16 protein-coding genes, 1 tRNA gene and 1 other RNA gene are annotated in these 19,959 nt (G+C 73.0%); 7 read left to right on the top strand and 11 right to left on the bottom strand.

The genetic code is table 11. The annotated features are described in order from the left end of the window. The first annotated feature begins 133 nt into the window (after positions 1 to 133). A complete protein-coding gene (locus tag AVP42_RS10710; RefSeq protein WP_067948852.1) occupies positions 134 to 628 on the top strand; it encodes a hypothetical protein in 495 nt (164 codons plus the stop codon). A gap of 36 nt (positions 629 to 664) precedes the next feature. On the opposite strand, the gene AVP42_RS10715 is transcribed toward AVP42_RS10710, so the two are convergent. Genes AVP42_RS10715 through AVP42_RS10725 form a run of 3 tightly spaced genes read right to left on the bottom strand, consistent with a single transcriptional unit; the run spans position 665 to position 4,039 of the window. Continuing rightward, positions 665 to 1,018 carry a nuclear transport factor 2 family protein gene (locus tag AVP42_RS10715; RefSeq protein WP_067948854.1) on the bottom strand — a complete coding sequence of 118 codons (354 nt, stop codon included), beginning with the start codon at positions 1,016 to 1,018 and terminating at the stop codon, positions 665 to 667. A 51-nt stretch (positions 1,019 to 1,069) separates the two neighbouring features. Beyond that, positions 1,070 to 1,666 (bottom strand): recombination mediator RecR, encoded by a 597-nt coding sequence (gene recR, locus AVP42_RS10720; protein WP_067948856.1) that lies wholly within the window; start codon positions 1,664 to 1,666, stop codon positions 1,070 to 1,072. Between the two features lie 3 nt (positions 1,667 to 1,669). After that, a complete protein-coding gene (locus AVP42_RS10725) occupies positions 1,670 to 4,039 on the bottom strand; it encodes a DNA polymerase III subunit gamma and tau (RefSeq protein WP_067948858.1) in 2,370 nt (789 codons plus the stop codon). Positions 4,040 to 4,181: 142 nt separating this feature from the next. Between AVP42_RS10725 and AVP42_RS16905 the strand changes: the two genes are divergently transcribed. Then, positions 4,182 to 4,553 (top strand): TraR/DksA C4-type zinc finger protein, encoded by a 372-nt coding sequence (locus tag AVP42_RS16905; protein ID WP_067948859.1) that lies wholly within the window; start codon positions 4,182 to 4,184, stop codon positions 4,551 to 4,553. Positions 4,554 to 4,581: 28 nt separating this feature from the next. On the opposite strand, the gene AVP42_RS10735 is transcribed toward AVP42_RS16905, so the two are convergent. From AVP42_RS10735 to pta, 4 genes are all read right to left on the bottom strand, one after another. Beyond that, complete coding sequence (locus AVP42_RS10735; RefSeq protein ID WP_067948861.1) at positions 4,582 to 5,946, bottom strand: MFS transporter; 1,365 nt, start codon at positions 5,944 to 5,946, stop codon at positions 4,582 to 4,584. Continuing rightward, on the bottom strand, positions 5,943 to 6,530 hold the full coding sequence (locus AVP42_RS10740) for a helix-turn-helix domain-containing protein (protein WP_067948863.1): 588 nt from the start codon (positions 6,528 to 6,530) through the stop codon (positions 5,943 to 5,945). The genes AVP42_RS10735 and AVP42_RS10740 overlap by 4 nt, the downstream gene beginning before the upstream one ends. A gap of 73 nt (positions 6,531 to 6,603) precedes the next feature. Further along, entirely contained in the window at positions 6,604 to 7,794 is a 1,191-nt protein-coding gene (locus AVP42_RS10745; RefSeq protein ID WP_067948865.1) for an acetate/propionate family kinase, read from the bottom strand. A 58-nt stretch (positions 7,795 to 7,852) separates the two neighbouring features. Next, entirely contained in the window at positions 7,853 to 10,018 is a 2,166-nt protein-coding gene (gene pta / locus AVP42_RS10750; protein ID WP_067948867.1) for a phosphate acetyltransferase, read from the bottom strand. Positions 10,019 to 10,159: 141 nt separating this feature from the next. On the opposite strand from pta, the gene ffs reads away from it, so the two are divergent. The 3 genes from ffs (at position 10,160) to AVP42_RS10765 (ending at position 11,117) form a co-directional block, all read left to right on the top strand. Beyond that, positions 10,160 to 10,256: signal recognition particle sRNA small type (gene ffs / locus AVP42_RS10755), an RNA gene on the top strand. Continuing rightward, positions 10,254 to 10,338, top strand: a tRNA-Ser gene (locus AVP42_RS10760). The genes ffs and AVP42_RS10760 overlap by 3 nt, the downstream gene beginning before the upstream one ends. Positions 10,339 to 10,514: 176 nt before the next feature. Continuing rightward, entirely contained in the window at positions 10,515 to 11,117 is a 603-nt protein-coding gene (locus AVP42_RS10765) for a hypothetical protein (protein ID WP_067948869.1), read from the top strand. A gap of 1 nt (position 11,118) precedes the next feature. Here the strand turns inward: AVP42_RS10765 and AVP42_RS10770 are convergent, their stop codons facing one another. The 3 genes from AVP42_RS10770 to AVP42_RS10780 all read right to left on the bottom strand — a co-directional run bounded on the left by AVP42_RS10770 (position 11,119) and on the right by AVP42_RS10780 (position 15,953). After that, positions 11,119 to 13,389, bottom strand: coding sequence for a N,N-dimethylformamidase beta subunit family domain-containing protein (locus tag AVP42_RS10770; protein WP_067948871.1), 2,271 nt, complete (start codon positions 13,387 to 13,389; stop codon positions 11,119 to 11,121). A 111-nt stretch (positions 13,390 to 13,500) separates the two neighbouring features. Then, positions 13,501 to 14,118, bottom strand: a complete 618-nt coding sequence (locus tag AVP42_RS10775) for a GNAT family N-acetyltransferase (RefSeq protein ID WP_082847184.1) — start codon at positions 14,116 to 14,118, stop codon at positions 13,501 to 13,503. A gap of 11 nt (positions 14,119 to 14,129) precedes the next feature. After that, positions 14,130 to 15,953, bottom strand: coding sequence for a helicase HerA-like domain-containing protein (locus tag AVP42_RS10780; protein WP_067948875.1), 1,824 nt, complete (start codon positions 15,951 to 15,953; stop codon positions 14,130 to 14,132). Between the two features lie 122 nt (positions 15,954 to 16,075). On the opposite strand from AVP42_RS10780, the gene AVP42_RS10785 reads away from it, so the two are divergent. Together AVP42_RS10785 and AVP42_RS10790 are read left to right on the top strand one after the other, a co-directional pair. Continuing rightward, positions 16,076 to 17,356 (top strand): cyanophycinase, encoded by a 1,281-nt coding sequence (locus tag AVP42_RS10785; RefSeq protein ID WP_067948877.1) that lies wholly within the window; start codon positions 16,076 to 16,078, stop codon positions 17,354 to 17,356. A 44-nt stretch (positions 17,357 to 17,400) separates the two neighbouring features. Next, positions 17,401 to 18,702, top strand: coding sequence for a cyanophycinase (locus AVP42_RS10790; protein ID WP_067948879.1), 1,302 nt, complete (start codon positions 17,401 to 17,403; stop codon positions 18,700 to 18,702). A gap of 88 nt (positions 18,703 to 18,790) precedes the next feature. Here AVP42_RS10790 and AVP42_RS10795 read toward each other — a convergent pair whose 3' ends face one another. Continuing rightward, positions 18,791 to 19,885, bottom strand: coding sequence for a dihydrolipoamide acetyltransferase family protein (locus tag AVP42_RS10795; protein WP_231878607.1), 1,095 nt, complete (start codon positions 19,883 to 19,885; stop codon positions 18,791 to 18,793). Positions 19,886 to 19,959: the final 74 nt, after the last annotated feature.

The raw sequence follows: 19,959 nt of genomic DNA on the forward strand, positions 1-19,959 counted from the left end.
CCCGGGGGTGTGTCTGGGCCGGGGAGATGATCACCCGGCGCCGGAACGTCCATCATACGGCGGGCCGCATTCTCGCCCTGCCATGTGACGACCGGCCCCGGACCGCGCGCGTCGGCGGGAGTAGAGTGCGGCCATGGCGGAGGCGCTCGAGGGCTGGACCGACTTCAACGTCGCGATGGTCGGTGCGGCCGCGGCGCTCGCGGGCCTGCTCATCGTCGCGATGTCGGTGAACATCAGCGCGATCATGTCGTCGCCCGAGCTCACCGCCCGCGCCGGGGCGTCGATCGCAGGGCTGGCCCTCGCGATCGTCGCATCCGCCGTCGGCCTCATGCCCGGCGGCTCGACGGCGGTCTACGCAATCGCCGTCCTGGTGGCCGCCGTCGGGGCCGGGGCCTTCCAGGTGGCGGCGATCCGTGCCATCCGTCGCGGCGGTCGCGACAGCGTCGGCGAGCGGATCGTGCGGGGCGCGATCGGCATGGTGGCGGTGGCGGCGTTCGCCGTCGGAGCGGTGCTCGTGCTGGCGGGGCCGATCGATGCGGGACTCGTCGTGATCGGCTTCGGCGCCGTGATCGCCGTGATCGCGTCGATCCTCATGGCGTGGGTGGTGCTCGTGGAGGTCCTCCGCTGACGTGCGTGGCGAGGGGCGGCTCGCGCCGCCGCCGGTTCAGCGGTCGCGCTCCATGTACCACTCGGTGAAGCGCGTCGCCCGACCGTCGGGCGCGAGCCGGATGACCCAGAGGTTGTCGTAGAGCTTCGAGTCCGGGTAGTCGGTGCGGCCTTGGACGATCACGAGATCGTCGGTCTCGGTGAGGACCTCCCAGTCGAACTCCCAGTCGTCGGGCTCGTCCTTGGAGTCGAGCCACCCGGCGATGATCGCCTCGCGACCCCGCAGGGCATCGGGATCGTCGGGACTGAACTCGTACACCGCGTCATCCGTGAAGATCGCCGCGATGTCGTCGGGATCGTTGGTCTCCCACGCTCGGACGTAGCCTTCGACCCAGTCGCTGCCTGCGCTCATGTGGTCCGTTCTATCGGCGCGGCATCCGGTCGTCAATGGGTGGCGCGGGCGTCAGCCGACGACGCGCCGACCCTCGAACGCTCGGCCCAGGGTGACCTCGTCGGCGTACTCGAGGTCGCCGCCGACGGGCAGGCCCGAGGCGAGGCGCGTCACGCGGATCTCGAGGGTCGTGAGGAGCCGGCTGAGATACGTGGCCGTGGCCTCGCCCTCGAGGTTGGGGTCGGTGGCGATGATGACCTCGGTGACGGTGCCGTCGGCGAGGCGCTGCATGAGCTGTCGGATGCGGAGCTCGTCGGGCCCGATGCCGTCGATCGGGCTGATCGCGCCGCCGAGCACGTGGTAGAGGCCGCGGAACTCGCGCGTGCGCTCGATCGCCACGACGTCCTTCGCCTCCTCGACCACGCAGATGAGCGACGCATCACGGCGCGGGTCGCGGCAGATGGAGCACGTGGACTGCTCGGCCACGTTGCCGCAGATCTCGCAGAACTTCACCTTGTCGCGCACCTCGAGCAGGATCTCGGCGAGCCGCGACACGTCGAACTGCTCGGTCTGCACGATGTGGAACGCGATGCGCTGCGCCGACTTCGGACCGATGCCCGGCAGCCGGCCGAGCTCGTCGATCAGCTCTTGGACGATGCCCTCGTACACGCGCTAGCTCCGCTCGCCGAATCGAGCGGGCGGCGCCTCGACCTCTTCGAGGAAGGTCGCGCCGAGCAGGTCGCGCACCACCGCCTCGCCGTAGCGCTGGATGGGAGCGCCACCCGAGGACGCACGCGGCGGGGTCGCGGCGCGCGCCGGTCGGGCCGCCGGCGCGGACGGCTCGGGGGCCGGGGGCGGTGCTGCGTCGAACGGCGGCTCGTCGTCGGCCGGAGGCGCATCGGCGTCATCGGGCGGCGGGACGTCGTCGATCGGTGCGGCATCGACGCCGGGCCGTTCGGCGCCCGCGGTCGCCGAACGACGATCGGGCGTTGCGCCCTCGGCGGCGGCGGGGGTCGTCCACTCGGGAGCCGACCGGCGTGCCGGCGCCGCGTCGGCCGACGGGGCGCCGACGGTCGGATCGGAGGTCGGTATCGCCACGGTCGCCCATGAGTCGACCGGTCCGGACGGCGCAGCCGCAGGAGCAGGAGCAGCAGCGGATGCGGCCGGGCCGCCGGTCGGGTCGGAGGACGCGGAGCCGGCCGCAGCCACCCGGTCGCTGCCCGCCGGACGCGACTCGGTCGCCGGTGCCGACGACGGCGACGCGGACGCAGGTGCACCACCGCGAGGCGCCGCGCCGCCCTCGGGACGGTCGGATGCCGATGGGGCCGGAGTGCGGTCGCCCATCACGCGCGGCACGAACTTGACCTGCACGCCGAGCACCTCGGCGATGGCGCCCCGCAGGAGCTCGGCCGGGCTCTGCAGGCCGGTGGCGCCGCGAAGCTCCTTCACGTCGTTCTGGCTCGGGAATCCGAGGACGAGCACGGCGTCGTCGGAGCGGTAGTCGATGACCTTCGCCGTCAGCGCGGCCATCCAGGCCGTGCGCTTGGTGCGTTCGAGCACGCCGAGGATCTCGGGCCACGCGTCGCGCACCTGCTCGAGCGTCACCGGCCCGACCGGGACCGCACGCGCAGCGGGCTCGACGGGCGCCGCGGGTTCGGCCGGGGGCACCGGGGTCGGCGGCACGCCCGGCGCCGACGCCTCCACCGGCGCGGATGCCACGGGCGCGGGCGCATCGGCCCGGGGCGAGCTCGCCTGCGGAGCACGCGCGCGCGCGGCCGGCGCGGCGGGCGTCGGCTCGGCCGGCGCGGCGGCGGGCGCCGGAGCCGGCGGCGCGACCGAGGCGCGCATCGGCGGCGCGGCGTCGCCCGCGGCATCCGTCACGCCGACCCGGCGTTCGAGCCGCTCGACCCGGGCGAGGGCGCCCCGCTCGGTCTCGTCGCTCGCGGGCACGAGCACGCGCGCGAGCATGAGCTCGAGGTGCAGGCGCGGCGAGGTGGCGCCCGTCATCTCGGTGAGGGTCTGGTTGACCAGGTCGGCGACCCGCGAGAGCTCGGCCGGACCGAACGCGGCCGCCTGCGCGGCCATGCGCGTGAGCTCGTCGGCCGGCACGCCGCGGAGCACCGCGGCCGCGGCCTCGGGACTCGTCGCCGCGACCACGATGAGGTCGCGCAGGCGCTCGAGCAGGTCTTCGACGAATCGCCGGGGGTCCTGGCCCGTCTGCATGACCCGGTCGGCCGCCGCGAACGCGCCCGCCGCGTCGGCCGAGCCGATCGCGTCGACGACCTCGTCGAGCAGGGCGCCGTGCGTGTACCCGAGCAGCGCGACCGCGCGCTCGTACCCGACCGTCGACCCCTCGGACCCCGCGATGAGCTGGTCGAGCAGCGAGAGCGTATCTCGCGGCGAGCCGCCGCCGGCCCGCACGACGAGCGAGAGCACGCCGGGCTCGACCGTGACGCCCTCGTCGTCGCAGAGCTGCTGCACGTAGTCGAGCATCGGCGCCGGCGGCACCAGCCGGAACGGGTAGTGGTGGGTGCGCGAGCGGATGGTGCCGAGCACCTTGTCGGGCTCGGTCGTCGCGAAGATGAACTTGACGTGCTCGGGCGGCTCTTCGACGAGCTTCAGCAGGGCGTTGAAGCCCTGCGGGGTCACCATGTGCGCCTCGTCGAGGATGAAGATCTTGTAGCGGTCGCGAGCGGGGGCGAACACGGCGCGCTCGCGCAGGTCGCGCGCGTCGTCGACGCCATTGTGGCTCGCCGCGTCGATCTCGACGACATCGAGCGAACCGCCGCCCGCACGTGAGAGCTCGACGCAGCTCGGGCACGTGCCGCAGGGCGTGTCGGTCGGCCCCTCGGCGCAGTTCAGGCAGCGCGCGAGGATGCGGGCCGAGGTCGTCTTGCCGCAGCCGCGTGGACCGCTGAACAGGTAGGCGTGGTTCACGCGGTCGGTGCGCAGCGCCGTCATGAGCGGCTCGGTGACCTGCGACTGGCCGATCATCTCGGCGAAGGTCTCGGGCCGGTATCGGCGGTAGAGGGCGGTGACCACGCGTCAATGCTAGTCGCGCCGTCCGACAGCGCGTCCGGCGTGGATCGGCGCCCGTGACGGCGGGCGGGCATAGGATCGGTGGACCGCATCGGCGCGGGCTCCGACATCCGCTCGACCGGTGCACGACGACGGAGGTGGTCACGTGACGGGGATCCGCAGCGCGGAGCAACTCGAGCGCTTCCGGGAGCTGCTGCTCGCCGAACGCCGGGAGGCCGAGGAGCGTCTCGCCGAGCAGAGCGAGGGCATCACGGCGGTGCGCGAGGCGAGATCCGACGGCTCCGTCGACGACGAGCACGATCCCGACGGCCCCACCATGAGCCAAGAGTGGTCGCAGCGCACCGCGGTGCTGCACGACGTCGAGCACGAGCTCGTCGACGTGAAGCGGGCGCTCGCGCGCATCGACGACGGCACCTACGGCGTCTGCGAGAAGTGCGGCCAGAAGATCTCGGTCGCCCGGCTCGAGGCGCGGCCCACGGCGACGCTCTGCATCGACTGCGCGCGCAAGGTCCGCTGAACCGCGCCGCACCCCGCGGGGCGACCGGTCAGCGCACCGCCTCGGCCGCCGACCGCGGGGCATCCGCTGCCGCCCCGGCCTCAGCCTCGTCGTCACGATCGACGACGGATGCCGCGCGCCCGGCACTCGACAGCCCGTCGAACGATCGCAGCAGCAGCGGGCTCGCCCCGAGCACCGCGTAGAGCACGGCCGCGCCCGCGAGCACGCCGCCCAGGCCGAACGCCTCCACCGTGACGCCCGCGAGGAGCGCGCCCACCGGCATCGACGCCGCCACGCCCGCCGTGAGCGCGCCGAAGACCCGTGCGCGCATGCCGTCGGGCACCACCGAGTACAGCGCCGTCGCGATCATCGGGTTGATGGCGCCGGCCGCGAGGCCCGACGCCGTGAGCACCGGGAACAGCACCTCGACGGGTGCCCCGAGCGCCATCGCGGCATAGGGCGGCGCGCCGGCGAGCACGAAGCAGATCGCGAACATCGTCCGTCCCGACGCGCGGTGGCCGATGATGCCGAACAGCGCCGAGCCGGTGAGGGCGCCCGCGGCGAAGCAGCCGACCATGAACCCGAGCACCGCCGGGTCGCCGAGCACCTGCGACGCGTACACGGGCTTCAGCACGGTCATCCCGGCCGCGTCGATCGCGTTGGTCAGCGTGACGAGCAGCACGACCCCGCGCGCGAGCGGGGTGCGCCAGACGAAGCGGATGCCGGCGATGAACGCCTGCACGCTCGAGCCCGCGGTCTCGGCCGCCTCGTCAGGCTCGAGGACTCGGTCGCCGCGGAGCGCCGCCGGCCGCGGCACGAGGAGCGCGACGAGCAGGGCGGACACGGCGAAGCCGGCGGCATCCGCCACCAGCGCGGTCATCGGCCCCGCGAGCGCGACGAGCGCCCCGGCCACGCCGGCCCCGACCATGGTCGCCGTGCGCTGCACCGCCGACTGGGCGCCGGCCGCACGGGCGAGCGGGATCCGGGCCAGGGCGGCGAGATCGGGCATGAGGACCGTCTTCGCCGTGTCGCCCGGGGCGTCGAGCAGCCCGCCGAGGAAGACGAGCGCGAGCAGCGCGCCGAACGAGAGCAGCCCCGCGGCATCCAGCAGCGGGATCGCGAGCACCGTCACGCCGCTCGCGATGTCGGCGGCGATGCTCGATGCGCGGTACCCGAACCGGTCGACGAGCACGCCGCCGAGCGCGCCGCCGACCACGAGCGGCACGGTCGCGAAGATGCCCGCGACGCCCGCCGCGAGCGGGGAGCCGGTCTGCTGCAGCACGATGATCGGGATGGCGACGAGGGCGATCGCGTTGCCGGCGAGCGAGCACAGCTGCGCCGCGTAGAGCGCGAGCAGCGGGATGCGGCGACGAGGCGCCGTGGCCGGCCGCGCGGCATCCGCTCGGGAGGTCACGCGTCGGCCCTCGGGAAGACGTGGGTGATCCAGCGCACCGGACGCGCTCCCTCGCGCGGCTCGCGACCGCGCGCCCACCAGCGCTCGCGCACCGCGGCGAGCTCGGCCCCGAGCTCCTGGAACTCCTCGAGCGTCAGGTGCGCGGCGCCGTCGCTCGAGTCGGAGGCGGCGACCCACTCGGGTTCGAGCGCGGCCTCAACGTCGAGCGCGCCCAGCAGTTCGCGATGGTAGGCCTCGAGCACGGTGCGGCGCAGGGCGTCGGATGCCGCGCGGCGGTCGGGATCGTCGACGAACTCCGCCGACTGCCAGCTCGTCACCTCGTGGGCCGACCGCCACCACCGCTCGCGCCGGTCGCGCGCGAGCTCGGGCGCCTCCTCGACGAAGCCGTGCTTGGCGAGCGTGGACACGTGGTAGCTGATGGAACCCGCGGCCTCGCCCGTGCGCTCCGCGAGCATGCCGACCGTGGCCGGGCCGTCGATGCGCAGCAGGCCGAGCAGTCGCAGGCGGACGGGGTGCGCGAGCGCGCGCATGGGCCCCGCGTCGTGCAGTTGGATGCGGTTCGAGTCCGGGCGGCGGTCGTCCATGCCGCGAGGCTACATCTACAAGAAGTCTTGTACAAGTGTTGTTGTGAAATTGACCGCCCGCCGGCCGGCCGGGTCAGCGGCCGACGACCTCGACGGTCTGGCGGGCGATCTCGAGCTCCTCGTCGGTGGGTACCACGAGCACCTCGACCCGCGCGCCGTCCGGCGAGATGCGGCGCGCTCCCCCGCGAGCCGCATTGCGCTCCGCATCGACCTCGATGCCGAACCACTCGAGCCCCGCGAGCGCCCGCGCCCGCACCGGCGCGGCGTTCTCGCCCACGCCGGCCGTGAAGACGACCGCGTCCAGCCGCCCGAGCTGCGCGGCGTACGCCCCCACGTACGAGCGGATGCGGTGGCAGTACACCTCGAGCGCGAGCTCGGCGCGCGCGTCGCCCGACTCGGCCGCCGCGACCAGGTCGCGCATGTCGCCGTGGCCGCCCAGCCCCAGGATGCCGCTGCGCTTGTTGAGCAGGTCGTCGACGCCGGCGACGTCGAGGCCGGCACGTCGCTGCAGGTGCAGGAGCACCGCCGGGTCGAGGTCGCCCGAGCGGGTGCCCATCACGAGCCCTTCGAGCGGGGTCATCCCCATGCTCGTCTCGACCGAGCGACCGCCGTCGACCGCGCACGCCGACGCCCCGTTGCCGAGGTGCAGGACGATGAGCTTCAAGTCCTCGACCGGCCGCCCGAGGAAGGCCGCGGCCGCGCGCGAGACGTACTGGTGGGACGTGCCGTGGAACCCGTACCGCCGGACCCGGTGCCGCGCCGCGACCTCGGCGTCGATCGCGTACGTGTACGCCGCGGGCGGCATGGTCTGGTGGAACGCCGTGTCGAACACCGCGACATGCGGCACCGACGGGAAGGCACGCTCGGCGGCGACGATCCCCGCGAGGTTCGCCGGGTTGTGCAGCGGCGCGAGCACCGACAGCTCGTCGATGTTGATCTTCACGAGCTCGGTGATCACCGTCGGCTCGAAGAACCGCGCGCCGCCCTGCACCACGCGGTGGCCGACGGCCACGGGGGGACGTTCCTCCAGCGACGGGCCGTGTTCGGCGAACGCCCGCAGCATCCACGCGAAGGCGGCGTCGTGGTCGGGCACGTCGAGCTCCTCGCGGAACGTCGCGCCCGAGGCATCCGTATGCCTGGCGGTGCCCGGGGGCCGCCCGATGCGCTCGACGAGGCCCGTCGCGAGCGCCTCGGCCGACTCGACGTCGACCAGCTGGTACTTCAGCGACGATGAGCCGGAGTTGACGACGAGGACGATGCTCATGCAGGGCTCCCGGGTCTCGGTACGCGCGCTCCGCGGGCTACTCGACCACCGGGGGCGCTCATGTCGCGGCCGCCTGGACCGCCGTGATCGCCACCGTGTTCACGATGTCCTGCACGAGCGCGCCCCGCGACAGGTCGTTCACGGGCTTGCGCAGCCCCTGCAGCACCGGGCCGATCGCCACCGCGCCGGCCGAGCGCTGCACCGCCTTGTACGTGTTGTTGCCCGTGTTGAGGTCGGGGAACACGAACACGGTCGCCCGCCCCGCGACATCCGATTCGGGCATCTTCGTGCGCGCCACCGCCGCATCGGCCGCCGCGTCGTACTGGATCGGTCCCGCGACCGGCAGCTCGGGAGCGCGCTGCCGCACGAGCTCGGTCGCGAGCCGCACCTTGTCGACGTCCGCCCCCGACCCCGACTCGCCCGTCGAGTACGACAGCATCGCCACGCGCGGCTCGATGCCGAACTGGGCCGCCGTCTGCGCCGACGAGATCGCGATGTCGGCGAGCTGCTCGGCCGTCGGATCGGGCACGATCGCGCAGTCGCCGTACACCAGCACGCGGTCGGCGAGCGCCATGAGGAACACGCTCGAGACGACCTCGACGCCCGGCCGGGTCTTGATGAGCTCGAACGCCGGGCGGATCGTGTGCGCCGTCGTGTGCATCGCACCGGAGACCATGCCGTCGGCGAGGCCGAGCTCGACCATCATCGTGCCGAAGTAGGACACGTCCTGCACGGTGTCGCGCGCCTGCTCGAGCGTGACGCCCTTGTGCGCGCGCCGTCGCTGGTACTCGTCGGCGAACCGGTACACGAGCACGTGGTCGTGGTTCGACAGCACGGTCGCCTTCGAGATGTCGAGGCCCAGGCCGATCGCGCGCGAGCGGATCTCGATCTCCTCGCCGAGGATCGTGAGGTCGGCGACGTCGCGCGCGAGCAGCGTCGCCGCGGCGCGCAGCACGCGGTCGTCGTACCCCTCGGGCAGCACGATGTGCTTGCGCGCCTCGCGCGCCCGCGCGAGGAGGCCGTACTCGAACATGAGCGGCGTGACCACGTCGGTGCGGGCCACGTCGAGCCGGTCGAGCAGCTCGTGCCCGTCGACGTGCTTCTCGAACAGGGCCAGCGCGGTGTCGCGCTTGCGCTGCGACTCGGCGGCGAGCCGGCCGCGCGTGTGGGTGATCGCGAGCGCGGTGTCGTAGGTCGTGAGCTCGGTGCGGATGATCGGCAGGTCGGACTTCAGGCCCTCGATCAGCCGCTGCACCGTCTCGGAGATCGGGAACCCGCCGTTCAGCACGATGCCCGAGATCGACGGGAACGTCGCCGACGCGTGCGCCGTCAGCACCCCGAGCAGCACCTCGCTGCGGTCGCCCGGGACGACCACGACCGAGCCCTCGATGAGCCGCGTCAGCACGTTCTCCATCGACATGGCCGCGATCACGGCGCCGAGCGCCTCGCGCTCGAGCAGCTCCGGGTCGCCCGCGTACAGCTCGCCGCGGAGCGCGTGCATGATGCTGCGCATCGACGGCGCGACGAGGAACGGGTCCTCGGGCACCGCCCACACGGCGACGGATGCCGCATCGACCGACGCACGACCGGCGGATGCCGCGGCCTCCGCTGCCCGCCGCACCGCCGCGCGCAGCGCAGCCACCACATCATCGAGCCGGTCGGGGTCGGCGCGGTTCGCGACGATCCCCAGGACGGTCGCGTGCTCCCGCTCGAGCTCCTCGAGCGCCAGCTCGGTGAGCTGCGCGAGCTCCTCGGGGGTGCGCGAATCGGTGTAGCCCAGCCGCTCGCTCGCCCCTCGGCCCTGCGGCACCCGGCCGCCGACCGCGAGGAGCACCGGGGCGCCGAGGTTCGCGGCGATGCGCGCGTTGTAGGCCAGCTCGGTGGGGCTGCCGACGTCGGTGTAATCGGAGCCGATCACGACCACGACGTCGCAGCGGGACTCGACGGCCTTGAAGCGGCGGACGATCGTGGCGAGCGCCGCCTCGGGGTCGGCGTGGACGTCCTCGTAGGTGACGCCGATGGCCTCGTCGTAGCCGAGCCCGATCACGCCGTCGTGCGCGAGGAGCAGCTCGAGCACGTAGTCGCGCTCCTGCGTGGACCGGGCGATCGGCCGGAACACGCCGACCCTCGTCGCCCGGCGGCTCAGCGTGTCGACCGTGCCGAGCGCGACCGTCGACTTGCCGGTGTTGCCCTCGGCGGAACAGATGTAGATGCTGTGCGCCACGCGAGCCAGCCTATTGGGCGGCCGAGACGTCGAACTGGGAATCACGGGCGAGTCAGGTCGGGCGAGCGGATGCCACGGGCCCGGGCCGGCACGGCCTCGCCCGACGCGGTTCGCGGTCGGCGCTGGCTCGGGTAGACTGTCTCAGGCTCCTCACGTGGCGCCATCCAGGCCAACTCCCCCAGGGCGGAAACGCAGCAAGGGCAACCGGGCTCTGGCGGGTGCGTGAGGAGTCCCAGGAGGATTCGCCTAGTGGCCTATGGCGCACGCTTGGAAAGCGTGTTGGGTGAAAGCCCTCGGGGGTTCGAATCCCCCATCCTCCGCTGACGAAATGAGCGCCGTGCCCGAAGGGTGCGGCGCTCGTTTCGCGTTCAGCGAGGCCGCGCGAACGTGCTCCCGGGACTCGATCGGAGGGCGCTCTCCGAGAGCGGTCCCCCTTAATGCCGATAGCGGCGCATGAGGGAACGTCGGATCATTGGAAACGATGACAACGGCACCGGTGAGCACGACGCGTGGGGACGCGGGGGACTCGTCCGCCGGTGCCGCGACGACCGCGGACCGGGGCCTCGGGGTGCTCATCCTGCGGCCCCGGCCCACGCTCGCCCGCAGCATCGGACTGCCCGTCCTCGCCATGGCCGTGCCGCTGTTCGTCACCGTCGTGTGGGTGCTGGGTCCGCTCGGCCCGGCCGCCCTCGCCGCCGCGATCGCCGGCGTGCTCGTGTTCGCCGGGTTCGCGGCGCTCGCGTGGCACCAGTACCGCCGCACACGCATCCAGGTGAGCCGACTCGGCCTGGTCGAGTGCGGCTTCTTCGGCCGGCTCCAGCGCGTCGCACGCGACGAGGTCGCCGGCGTGCTGCGGCTCGACACCTACCGCGGCGACACGCTCGAGACCGTGCACCAGCTCTTCGTGGTCGATCGCGCGGGCCGATGCCTGGTCCGCATGCGCGGCACGTTCTGGGACGACGACGCCATGGACGCCGTCGCCCCCGCGCTGGGCGTGGAGCAGGCGCTGCGCAACGAACCCGTCACCCTCGCCGAGCTGCGGGCCTCCGACCCGGGCCTCCTGTACTGGTTCGAGGGGCTCGGGCTGCATCGCCCCTGACTCACGGAGCCGGCGGCGTCTCCTCGGTGACCGCGCCCTCGCGCTTCAGCTTCTCGGTCGGGGCGGGCGTCGTCGTCTCGGGCACCGCGTCGGCCGGCGGCGACTCGAGCTGCTTCGCGTTCGGGGCGAGCGCACGATCGAACACGTTCTTCAGCAGCTGCGACATCCGTGAATCGGAACCGAGCCCGAGCACGAACGTGAGCGAGCCGGCGCTGAACACGAACCCGCCGTTCGGCCGCTCCATGAACACCATGTGCGACTTGCGCGAGTGCTGGCCCTCGGCGATGGTCTGCGCCGCGGTCGCGTCGCCGCCCAGCCCGAGGCGGGCGTCGACCTCCCACCCGCTCGCGGGCCCGTTGAGGCCGCTCGAGCCGAACGTGTCGCCGACCTTGAGGCCGGTGCCCGCCCAGAGCGGATGATCGCGGGTGACCTTGAACGGCGCGTAGCTGCCCCAGAGGTTGCCGTCGTAGGCGACGCCGAAGATCTGCGACTCCGGGAGGCCGATGCGGCGGTACTCGTCGCGCGCGCCGTCGGCCCGGCGGAACGTGACGGTCTTGGCCGCGGAGTCGTACGTGACCCGCTCGTAGATGCCGTTGCCGCCGAGGTACAGCAGGCGACCGCCCGTTCCGAGCCAGGCGATGAGGTTGGACCGCATGGTCTCGGTCCAGTACTCCGGGTGCGTGGTCAGGACGAGTGCCTGGTAGCCGTTCAGCCAATCGGCGGACTCGTGCAGGTCCTGGTCCTCGTACATGTCGTACGAGATGCCGCGCTGCGTCATCCACCGCAGCAGCGTCACGTCGCTGTACCACAGGTGGTCCCGGATCCCCGGCGGGGTGAAGGGGACCTTCGCGTGCGGCGTGAGCATGGACATCGTCCGCCGACTCGACCCGTTCCCGACGGTGTACTGGTTGTGGCCGCCCCAGTGGTTGTAGGAGCGATAGGTCAGCGTGGGCAGCAGGACCGCGATCGGCGCCGTCGGCTGCGTCGGGCGCACCGTGAACGGGATGTCGCGCGTGAGCCCCTCCGCGGCCTGCAGTCGCACCGAGTAGAGCCCCGAGGGCCAGTCCGCCGGCACGTCGAACGTGAGCGATACGGGCCAGTTGCAGCCGGCGGTGCGGTAGTTCGAGGGCAGGATGCGGATGCCGCCGTTCAGCGTCACCGGCTGCCGGACGGTCTCCGGGGAGGCGCCCGCCGGAGCGACCCGGACGACCGAGGCCTGATACGTGGCGAAGCTCGTCGACACGGCCACCGAGGCCGTGCCGCCCTGCCGGACGTCGAGCGTGGTCGCGTAACCCTGCAGCGCCGCCGTCGCCTCGACCGTGAAGCCGCTGCCGATCTGCTTGCCGCTGCCGGCGTACCAGGCGCCGCCCTGCGTTCCGGCGTTGGTCCACGTCGTGAGCCGGTACGCGAGCAGCTTGTCGTCGAGGTTCGGCACCTCGTCCTTGTCGAGCTGGACGCGGTAGAGCGCGCCGGATCCCGCGCAGATCGCGGTCTTCTGGGTCGTCTCGGCCCAGCCGTTGCCGATCGCCTTGCCGCTGCCCGTGGCCCACTTGGTGCCGTCGTAGCGGTACCACTTGAGCGTTCCCGCCATCGCGTAGATCACGCCGCCGGAGTCGCCGACGAGGTCGCTCATCGCCTGCCATCCGTTGCCCACCTTGCCGCGGCTCGTCCAGGCACCGCTGCCGGTCGTGCCATCGGTGCGGTTGTAGCGGAAGTAGTGCAGGTCGCCGTTGCCCGCGACGCCCCAGATGACGCCGTCGTAGCCGCCGAAGAGCCGGGAGAACGAGGTGAAGCCGTAGCCGATGCGCGACCCGCTGTTCGCCGCCCACGACCCGGCGCCGGTGTTCCAGTCGCTGACCACGTACCGGTACCAGATCAGGTCGCCGTTCGGCCGAAGCCCGAAGAGAGTGCCGTTCGAACCGGCGAGGACCGTCACGAAGCTCGCCCAGCCCGTGCCGATCTGACGCGCGATGCCCGAGTTCGCCCACGACGAGCTCACCGTCGCCCAGCCCGCGTGCCGGTACCAGAGCAGCCGGCCGTCGGCCTGGATCGCGTAGATGACGCCGTTGCCGCCGCCGATCAGGCGGATGAACTTCTGGCGGGGATCGATGCCGTCGATGGCCGAAGCCGATGATGCGCCGATCCCGAGGGTCGTACCGCCGATCATGGGGGCGGCGACGCCGATCGCCGCGCCGGCCTGCAGTACGGTGCGCCGGGAGAGGGTGGGTCCGCCGTCGACCTCGGGTGGGGTCGCGGTCTCGTTCGGGTTCATGAGGCCTCCTCGTCGTTCGGGTACGACGTGAGGGCCACTCTGCCACCGGCGCCCCTGCGGCGAGAGCCCCGGTTCGGGGGACGTTTCCGCCGTCTCGTCGGGCCTTCTCGCTCAGCGCGCGGCGATGCCGAGCAGCGGCGCGTCGGGCCGGCTCGACGGCAGCTCGTGGAAGCCCAGCCGCTCGTAGAACGCCCGGGCGCCCGCGTTCGCCGGGTCGAGCCCGAGGTGCAGGGCGGGGACGCCCCGCTCGGCGAGCGCGGCACGGAACGTGTCGATCAGGCGCCGTCCGAGGCCCTGGCCCTGCAGGTGCGGCAGCAGGTCGATGTGCAGGTGCGCGGGGTACCGCGCGAGTTCGGCGATCCGCATCCGTTCGGGGTCGCCGCCGTCGGCGATGAGCTGCGCCTCGCGATACGCGGGCCGGTGCGAGGTGGGCGGCCCGGGCGACGGATGCCGCTCCCGGAAGCCCGGCGCCCACGCTCGCGCGTACCAGTCGATGAAGGCGGCGGTGTCGGCGACGCCGAGCACGTACCCGCCGACCCGCCCCGCGTCGTCGACCGCGACGAAGGCGAGGTCCGGGGCGAAGGCGACGTACGGCAGCGCGTAGACCTCGGGCATGAGCGCGTCGTCGGAGTAGACGCCCCTCGCGTCGCCGCCGGCCGCCGCCGTCCTGAGGCAGATCTCGGCGACGGCATCCCGGTCGTCGGAGCGGTACGGACGGATGCCGGGCACGGGCGGCCCGCTCACCGCCGCTTGGCCATGCCGAAGATGCCGGTGAGCACCTGCGTGATGACCTTCTGCGTCGACTTCGACCCCAGCACCTGCTCGAGTGTGGAGCGCTGCGGCGAGCGCGAGCGCGACGTGCCGGAGGTCTTCTTGAGCAGCCGGTCGTACTCGGCCTGCGCCTTCTTCTGCGCCTTCTCCTCCTCGGCGCGGATCTTGGCCTGCATCTTCTCGTACTCGGCGGCGGCTTTGGCCTGCGCCTGGGCCGCCTCTTCCGCGTCGGCGGCGGCCGCGGCATCCGCCATGCGCTTGGTGAGGAGCTCGTGCGCCGACTCGCGGTCGATCGCAGTGCCGTACCGGGCCATGAGCGGGGATGCCGCGACGGCGCGCTCGACCGCGTCGTGCGGACTCGGCGACATGGAGGCCTGCGGTGCCCGGAGGCGGGTCCAGGCCACCGGGCTCGGCGCGCCCTTCTCGTTCATGACGGTGACGATCGCCTCGCCGGTGCCGAGGATCGTCAGCGTCTCCTCGAGGTCGTACCCGGACCTGGGGTACGTCGACACGGTCGCTCGGAGCGCCTTGGCGTCGTCGGGCGTGAAGGCGCGGAGCTGGTGCTGCACGCGCGAGCCGAGCTGGGCGAGCACGTCGGCGGGTACGTCCTTCGGGGTCTGGGTCACGAAGAAGACGCCCACGCCCTTGGAGCGGATGAGCCGGACGGTCTGGACGACCTGGGCGAGGAACTCCTTCGACGCGTCGCGGAACAGCAGGTGCGCCTCGTCGAAGAAGAACACGAGCTTGGGCTTGTCGAGGTCGCCGACCTCGGGCAGGGCCTGGAAGAGGTCGGCGAGCAGCCACATGAGGAACGTCGAGTAGAGGGCGGGCTTGTCGGCGACGCCCGGCACCTCGAGCATGCTGATGACGCCGCGTCCGTCGGGTGCCGTGCGGAGGAACTCGGCCGTGTCGATCTCGGGCTCGCCGAAGAAGACGTCGGCGCCCTGGTCGGCGAACGCGATGAGCTCGCGCAGGATGACGCCCACCGTCGCCTTCGACAGGCCGCCGAGTCCCTCGAGCTCGGCCTTGCCCTCGTCGCTCACGAGGTAGGCGAGCACGGCGCGCAGGTCGTCGAGGTCGAGGAGCGCGAGTCCGTTCTTGTTGGCGTAGTGGAAGACCAGCCCGAGGCTGGACTCCTGGGTCGCGTTCAGGCCGAGCACCTTGCTGAGCAGGAGCGGCCCGAATCCCGAGATGGTGGCGCGGATCGGCACGCCCGTGCCGACGCCGCCGAGCGAGAAGAACTCGGTCGGGAAGCTGGCGGCGGTCCAGTCCTGCCCGATGCCGGCGGTGCGCTTCAGCAGCTTCTCGTTGCCCTCGCCGGGGGTCGCGACGCCGGAGAGGTCGCCCTTGATGTCGGCGGCGAAGACGGCGACGCCGTTCGCCGAGAGCTGCTCGGCGAGCACCTGCAGGGTGCGGGTCTTGCCGGTTCCGGTCGCGCCGGCGACGAGCCCGTGGCGGTTCGTCATCGCCAGCGGGATGCGCACGGGCACGTCGGGCCGAGCCTCCCCGTTGACGAGCGCACCCATCTCGAGCGCGGGACCCTCGAAGGCGTAGCCGGCGCGGATGGCCTCGACGGCGGCGTCGTCGAGCGGGCCGGCCTCGGAGATCGCCGGGTCTCCCGGTGCGTCCGGCGCCGGCGGGGGCCCCTGCTGCGCTTCGAGAGCGGCCTTCGCGAGCCCGGCCGCCTCCTCCGCCCTGCGTATGGCTTCGGCAGCCTGTCGCTGCAGTTCCTCGGCCGCGCGGGCCGCCTCTTCCGCTGCCTGCTGCGCCTGCTGGACCGCGTCATCCGCCATGTCCGGATCCTAGCCCGACCGAATGCAACACGACCGGAACGCGATTGTTACGTGTATTACATCTAGCGCACATGTAATGCAGGTTGTAACGTGACGGGCACTCAATGACGAGAGGAGTGCGAATGCGCACACCACGGGCCGCGGCGATCATCGCCGTCGCGAGCACCATCCTGATCTCCCTCCTGGGCACCGCCGCCCCCGCGCACGCGGCGGGAAGCTCCGGCAACCTCATCCTCATCGGCGGCGCGCTGAACGAGAACGCGCAGATCCTGCAGCGGATCGTCGCCGATGCCGACCCCGACGGCAGCGGCCCCGCACGGGCGCGGATCGCGATCGTCACCGCCGCCTCCGCCCCCGCCGCGAACGCCACCGAGGCGGCCGACCCGAACGCCAGCAACGCCGCTGCGAACGGGCTCTACTACGCCGACCTCTTCCAGCGGTTCGGCGCCGACACGTACCGGGTGCCGATCGACGTCGCCACGAACTACAGCGGCGACCCCTACGTGCCGTCGAACGCGTTCAGCACCGCCGTCGCCGACCAGGTCCGCGCCTCCACGGGCGTGTTCCTCTCCGGCGGCGACCAGTCCCGCTACGTCGCCACGCTCATGCAGTGCGCGCCCGCGAGCGGCAACGCGTACACCAGCTGCAGCGATACGCCGGTCCTCGGCGCCATCCGGTCGGTGCTGAACGGCGGCGGCGTGATCGCCGGCTCGAGCGCCGGACTCACCATCCAGAACGGCGCCGCCATGGTCACCGGCGGCGAGTCGTACGAGGCTTGGCGGTACGGCGCGTACGCCGGCACGGGCGTCGGGTCGAAGGACCTCACGTACTCCCCCTTCGGCGGCTTCGGGTTCTTCACCGAGGGACTGCTCGACAGCCACTTCGGAACGTGGGGCCGCCAGGCGCGCATGATCGCGCTCGCCGACCACGTGGGCCGCGACCTCGTCGTCGGCGTCGACGAGACCACCGCGCTCGTCTACGACCGGGCCACCCGCCAGGGCGCGGTGATCGGCGCGAACGGCGTCTCGGTGCTCGACCTGTACGGCGCCGACATCGTGGGCAGTCGCGCCGAGGGCGTGCGCTGGCACTACCTCGTCAACGGCGACCGCATCGACTTCGGGACCCTCGCCGTCACCGCCGGCGCGACGAAGCGCACGGGTGCCGGCACGGGTTCCGGTCCGGCCGTGAAGCGCGACATCTGGGACTCGCCATCCGGTTCCGGGGGCACCTCGTCGATGGTGAACCAGGCCAAGGCGCTCGTGAAGAGCTCCGCATCGGTCGCGCAGGGCACGACCTGGGAGCGCCGGCCCACCTACCGCACCTACCTCGACCGCGTGAGCGGCACCCGCTGGTGGTCGACCGGCGGGTTCGAGGGACTGGAGGTGTCCTTCATCCCCGAGTAGACGCACCGCACCCCGCAGACCCGCATCCCGATCGAGAGGAACCCATGACCCCCCGCACCACCGCCGCCGCGACCATCGCGGCCACCGTCGCCGTCGCCTGCCTCGTCGGCGCGAGCCCCGCCGTCGCCGCGCCGAAGCACGGCACGACGTCGGCGCCCGCCGGCAGCCTCGTGCTCATCGGCGGCAACCTGAAGGAGAACGCGACGATCCTCCAGCGCATCGTCGACCTCGCCGATCCCGACGGCGACGGGCCCGCGAAGGCGCGCATCGCGATCGTCACGGCCGCGTCATCCGCTGCGAAGACCGCCGCGGAGGCCGCCGACGACACGCTCAACAACGCGTCGGCGAACGGCCTGTACTACTCGGCGCTGTTCGAGCGGTTCGGCGCCGAGACGTACGCCGTGCCGATCGACACGGCCGTGAACTTCGCGGGTGATCGGTACAAGCCGTCGAACGCGAACGACCCGAAGGTCGCCCGCGAGGTCGCGAAGGCGACCGGGGTGTTCTTCGGCGGTGGCGACCAGATGCGATACGTCCGCACCCTGTTCGACTGCAAGAACGCTGCGAGCGAGGCGTTCACGTCGTGCACCGACACCAAGGTCATGAGCGCCGTCCGCGGCGTGCTCGACCGGGGCGGCGTGGTCTCCGGCGTGAGCGCGGGCACCACGATCCAGCAGGGCGCCGACATGGTCACCGGCGGCGAGCCGTACCAGGCGTGGCGCGACGGCACCACGCCGGGCTACCTCGACGACGCGTCGGCGCTCGCGCACCTGCCCTACGGCGGGTTCGGGTTCTTCCCCGAGGGCCAGCTCGACAGCCACTTCGGTACGTGGGGCCGCCAGGCGCGCATGATCAAGCTCGCCGACCAGACCGGCCACGACCTCGTCGTCGGCGTCGACGAGACCACCGCGCTCGTCTACGACCGCGCCACGCGACAGGGCGAGGTCATCGGCCGCAACGGCGTGTCGCTGCTCGACACCTCCGAGACGGTCATCGAGGGCGCGGTCGGCACCGGCACGCGGTGGTCGTACCTCGTCGCCGGCGACCGGGTCGATTTCGGCACGGGGGCGATCACGCCGGCCTCCGAGCGGCGCACGGGGGCGGGCACGGATGCCGCGCCGGCGCCGGTCGCGGACGTGTGGGACTCGATCGACAACCCCGACGCGGGCGTGTACTCGCTCGTCGACCTCGGCGTGGCGCTGGTCGCCTCCGTCGCCGACCGTGCCGAGGGCACGACCTTCGAGACCGACCCGCAGTACCGGACGGTGCTCGAGCGCACCGACGGCACCTCGTGGTGGGACGGCGGCTTCGAGGGGCTGGCGATCACCATCTCCCCCGCCGACTGAGCGGAGGACGCGCGGACCTCGCGCAACGGCGACGGCCGGGCCCCGATCGGGCCCGGCCGTCGTCGTCGCCGCCCGGTGGCGCCCGGCGTCAGGCGAGGATGGTGAGCGGATGCTCGATCCGCGCCTGGAACGCCGCGAGCCAGCGCGCGGCGACCGCGCCGTCGAGCACGCGATGGTCGGCGGAGAGGGTCACGCTCATGACCGTGCCCACCTCGAGGACGCCGTCGACCACGACGGGGGCCCGCCGGGCGGCGCCGACCGCGAGGATCCCGGCGTGCGGCGGGTTGATGATCGCCGTGAACTCGCGCGTGCCGTACATGCCGAGGTTCGACACCGAGAAGCTGCCGCCCTCGATCTCGTGCTGGCGCAGGCCCCCGCTGCGGGCCCGTTCGGCGACGTCCGCGATGCGCCGGCCGAGCTCCGAGACGCTGAGCGCCTCGACGCCGCGGACGACCGGCGTCACGAGCCCGTCGTCGAGGGCGACCGCGATCGCGATGTCGGCCGCCCGGTGCTGGAGCACGCCGTCGTCGCTCCACGTGCGGTTCGCCTCGGGCACGTCGGCGAGCGCGCCCGCGACGGCCTTCACGACGAGGTCGTTGACCGACACCTTCACGGTGCCGGCCGCGTTGAGCTCGCGACGCAGCTCGAGCAGCCGGTCGACGCGGCACTCCGCGGTGAGGTAGAAGTGCGGCACCTGCGTCTTCGACTCCACGAGCCGTCGCGCGATGGTGCGCCGCATCCGGGTGTGCGGGATCAGCTCGGCGTCGGCGCCGGGCGCCGTCGCAGGGGCGGGCGGTGCCGGCGGCGTCGAGGCGGCGGATGCCGCGGGCGCCGCCTCCTGCGCGGGCGCCGCCTCGGCTCCCGGAGCCGCTGACTCGGCCGGCGCCGTGCCCTTCGCCGCGATGAGCGGCTCGACGTCGCGCCGGACGATGCGCCCCTCGGGTCCCGACCCGGTCACGCCGGCGAGGTCGATGCCGTGCTCGCGGACCAGGCGCCGCACGAGCGGGCTCATGAACCGACGACCCGCGTCGGGCGCCGGCCCGGTCTCGCCGCCGCCGTCGGGCGATGCGACGTCCTCCTGCGAGGCGGTCGACTCGTCGAACGCCGGCTCGGCGTCGGCGACCGGTGCCGCGGACTCGGGGTCGGCGGGTGCGTCGCCGGCGGGCCGGTGCGGGCGCGGCATCCGTCGACGTCGTCGCCTCGCCGGGCTCGCCGACGACCGCGATCGGCGCGCCCACGTCGACCAGGTCGCCCTCG

The sequence above is a fragment of the Agromyces sp. NDB4Y10 genome (assembly GCF_001620055.1).
Taxonomy (GTDB): domain Bacteria; phylum Actinomycetota; class Actinomycetes; order Actinomycetales; family Microbacteriaceae; genus Agromyces; species Agromyces indicus.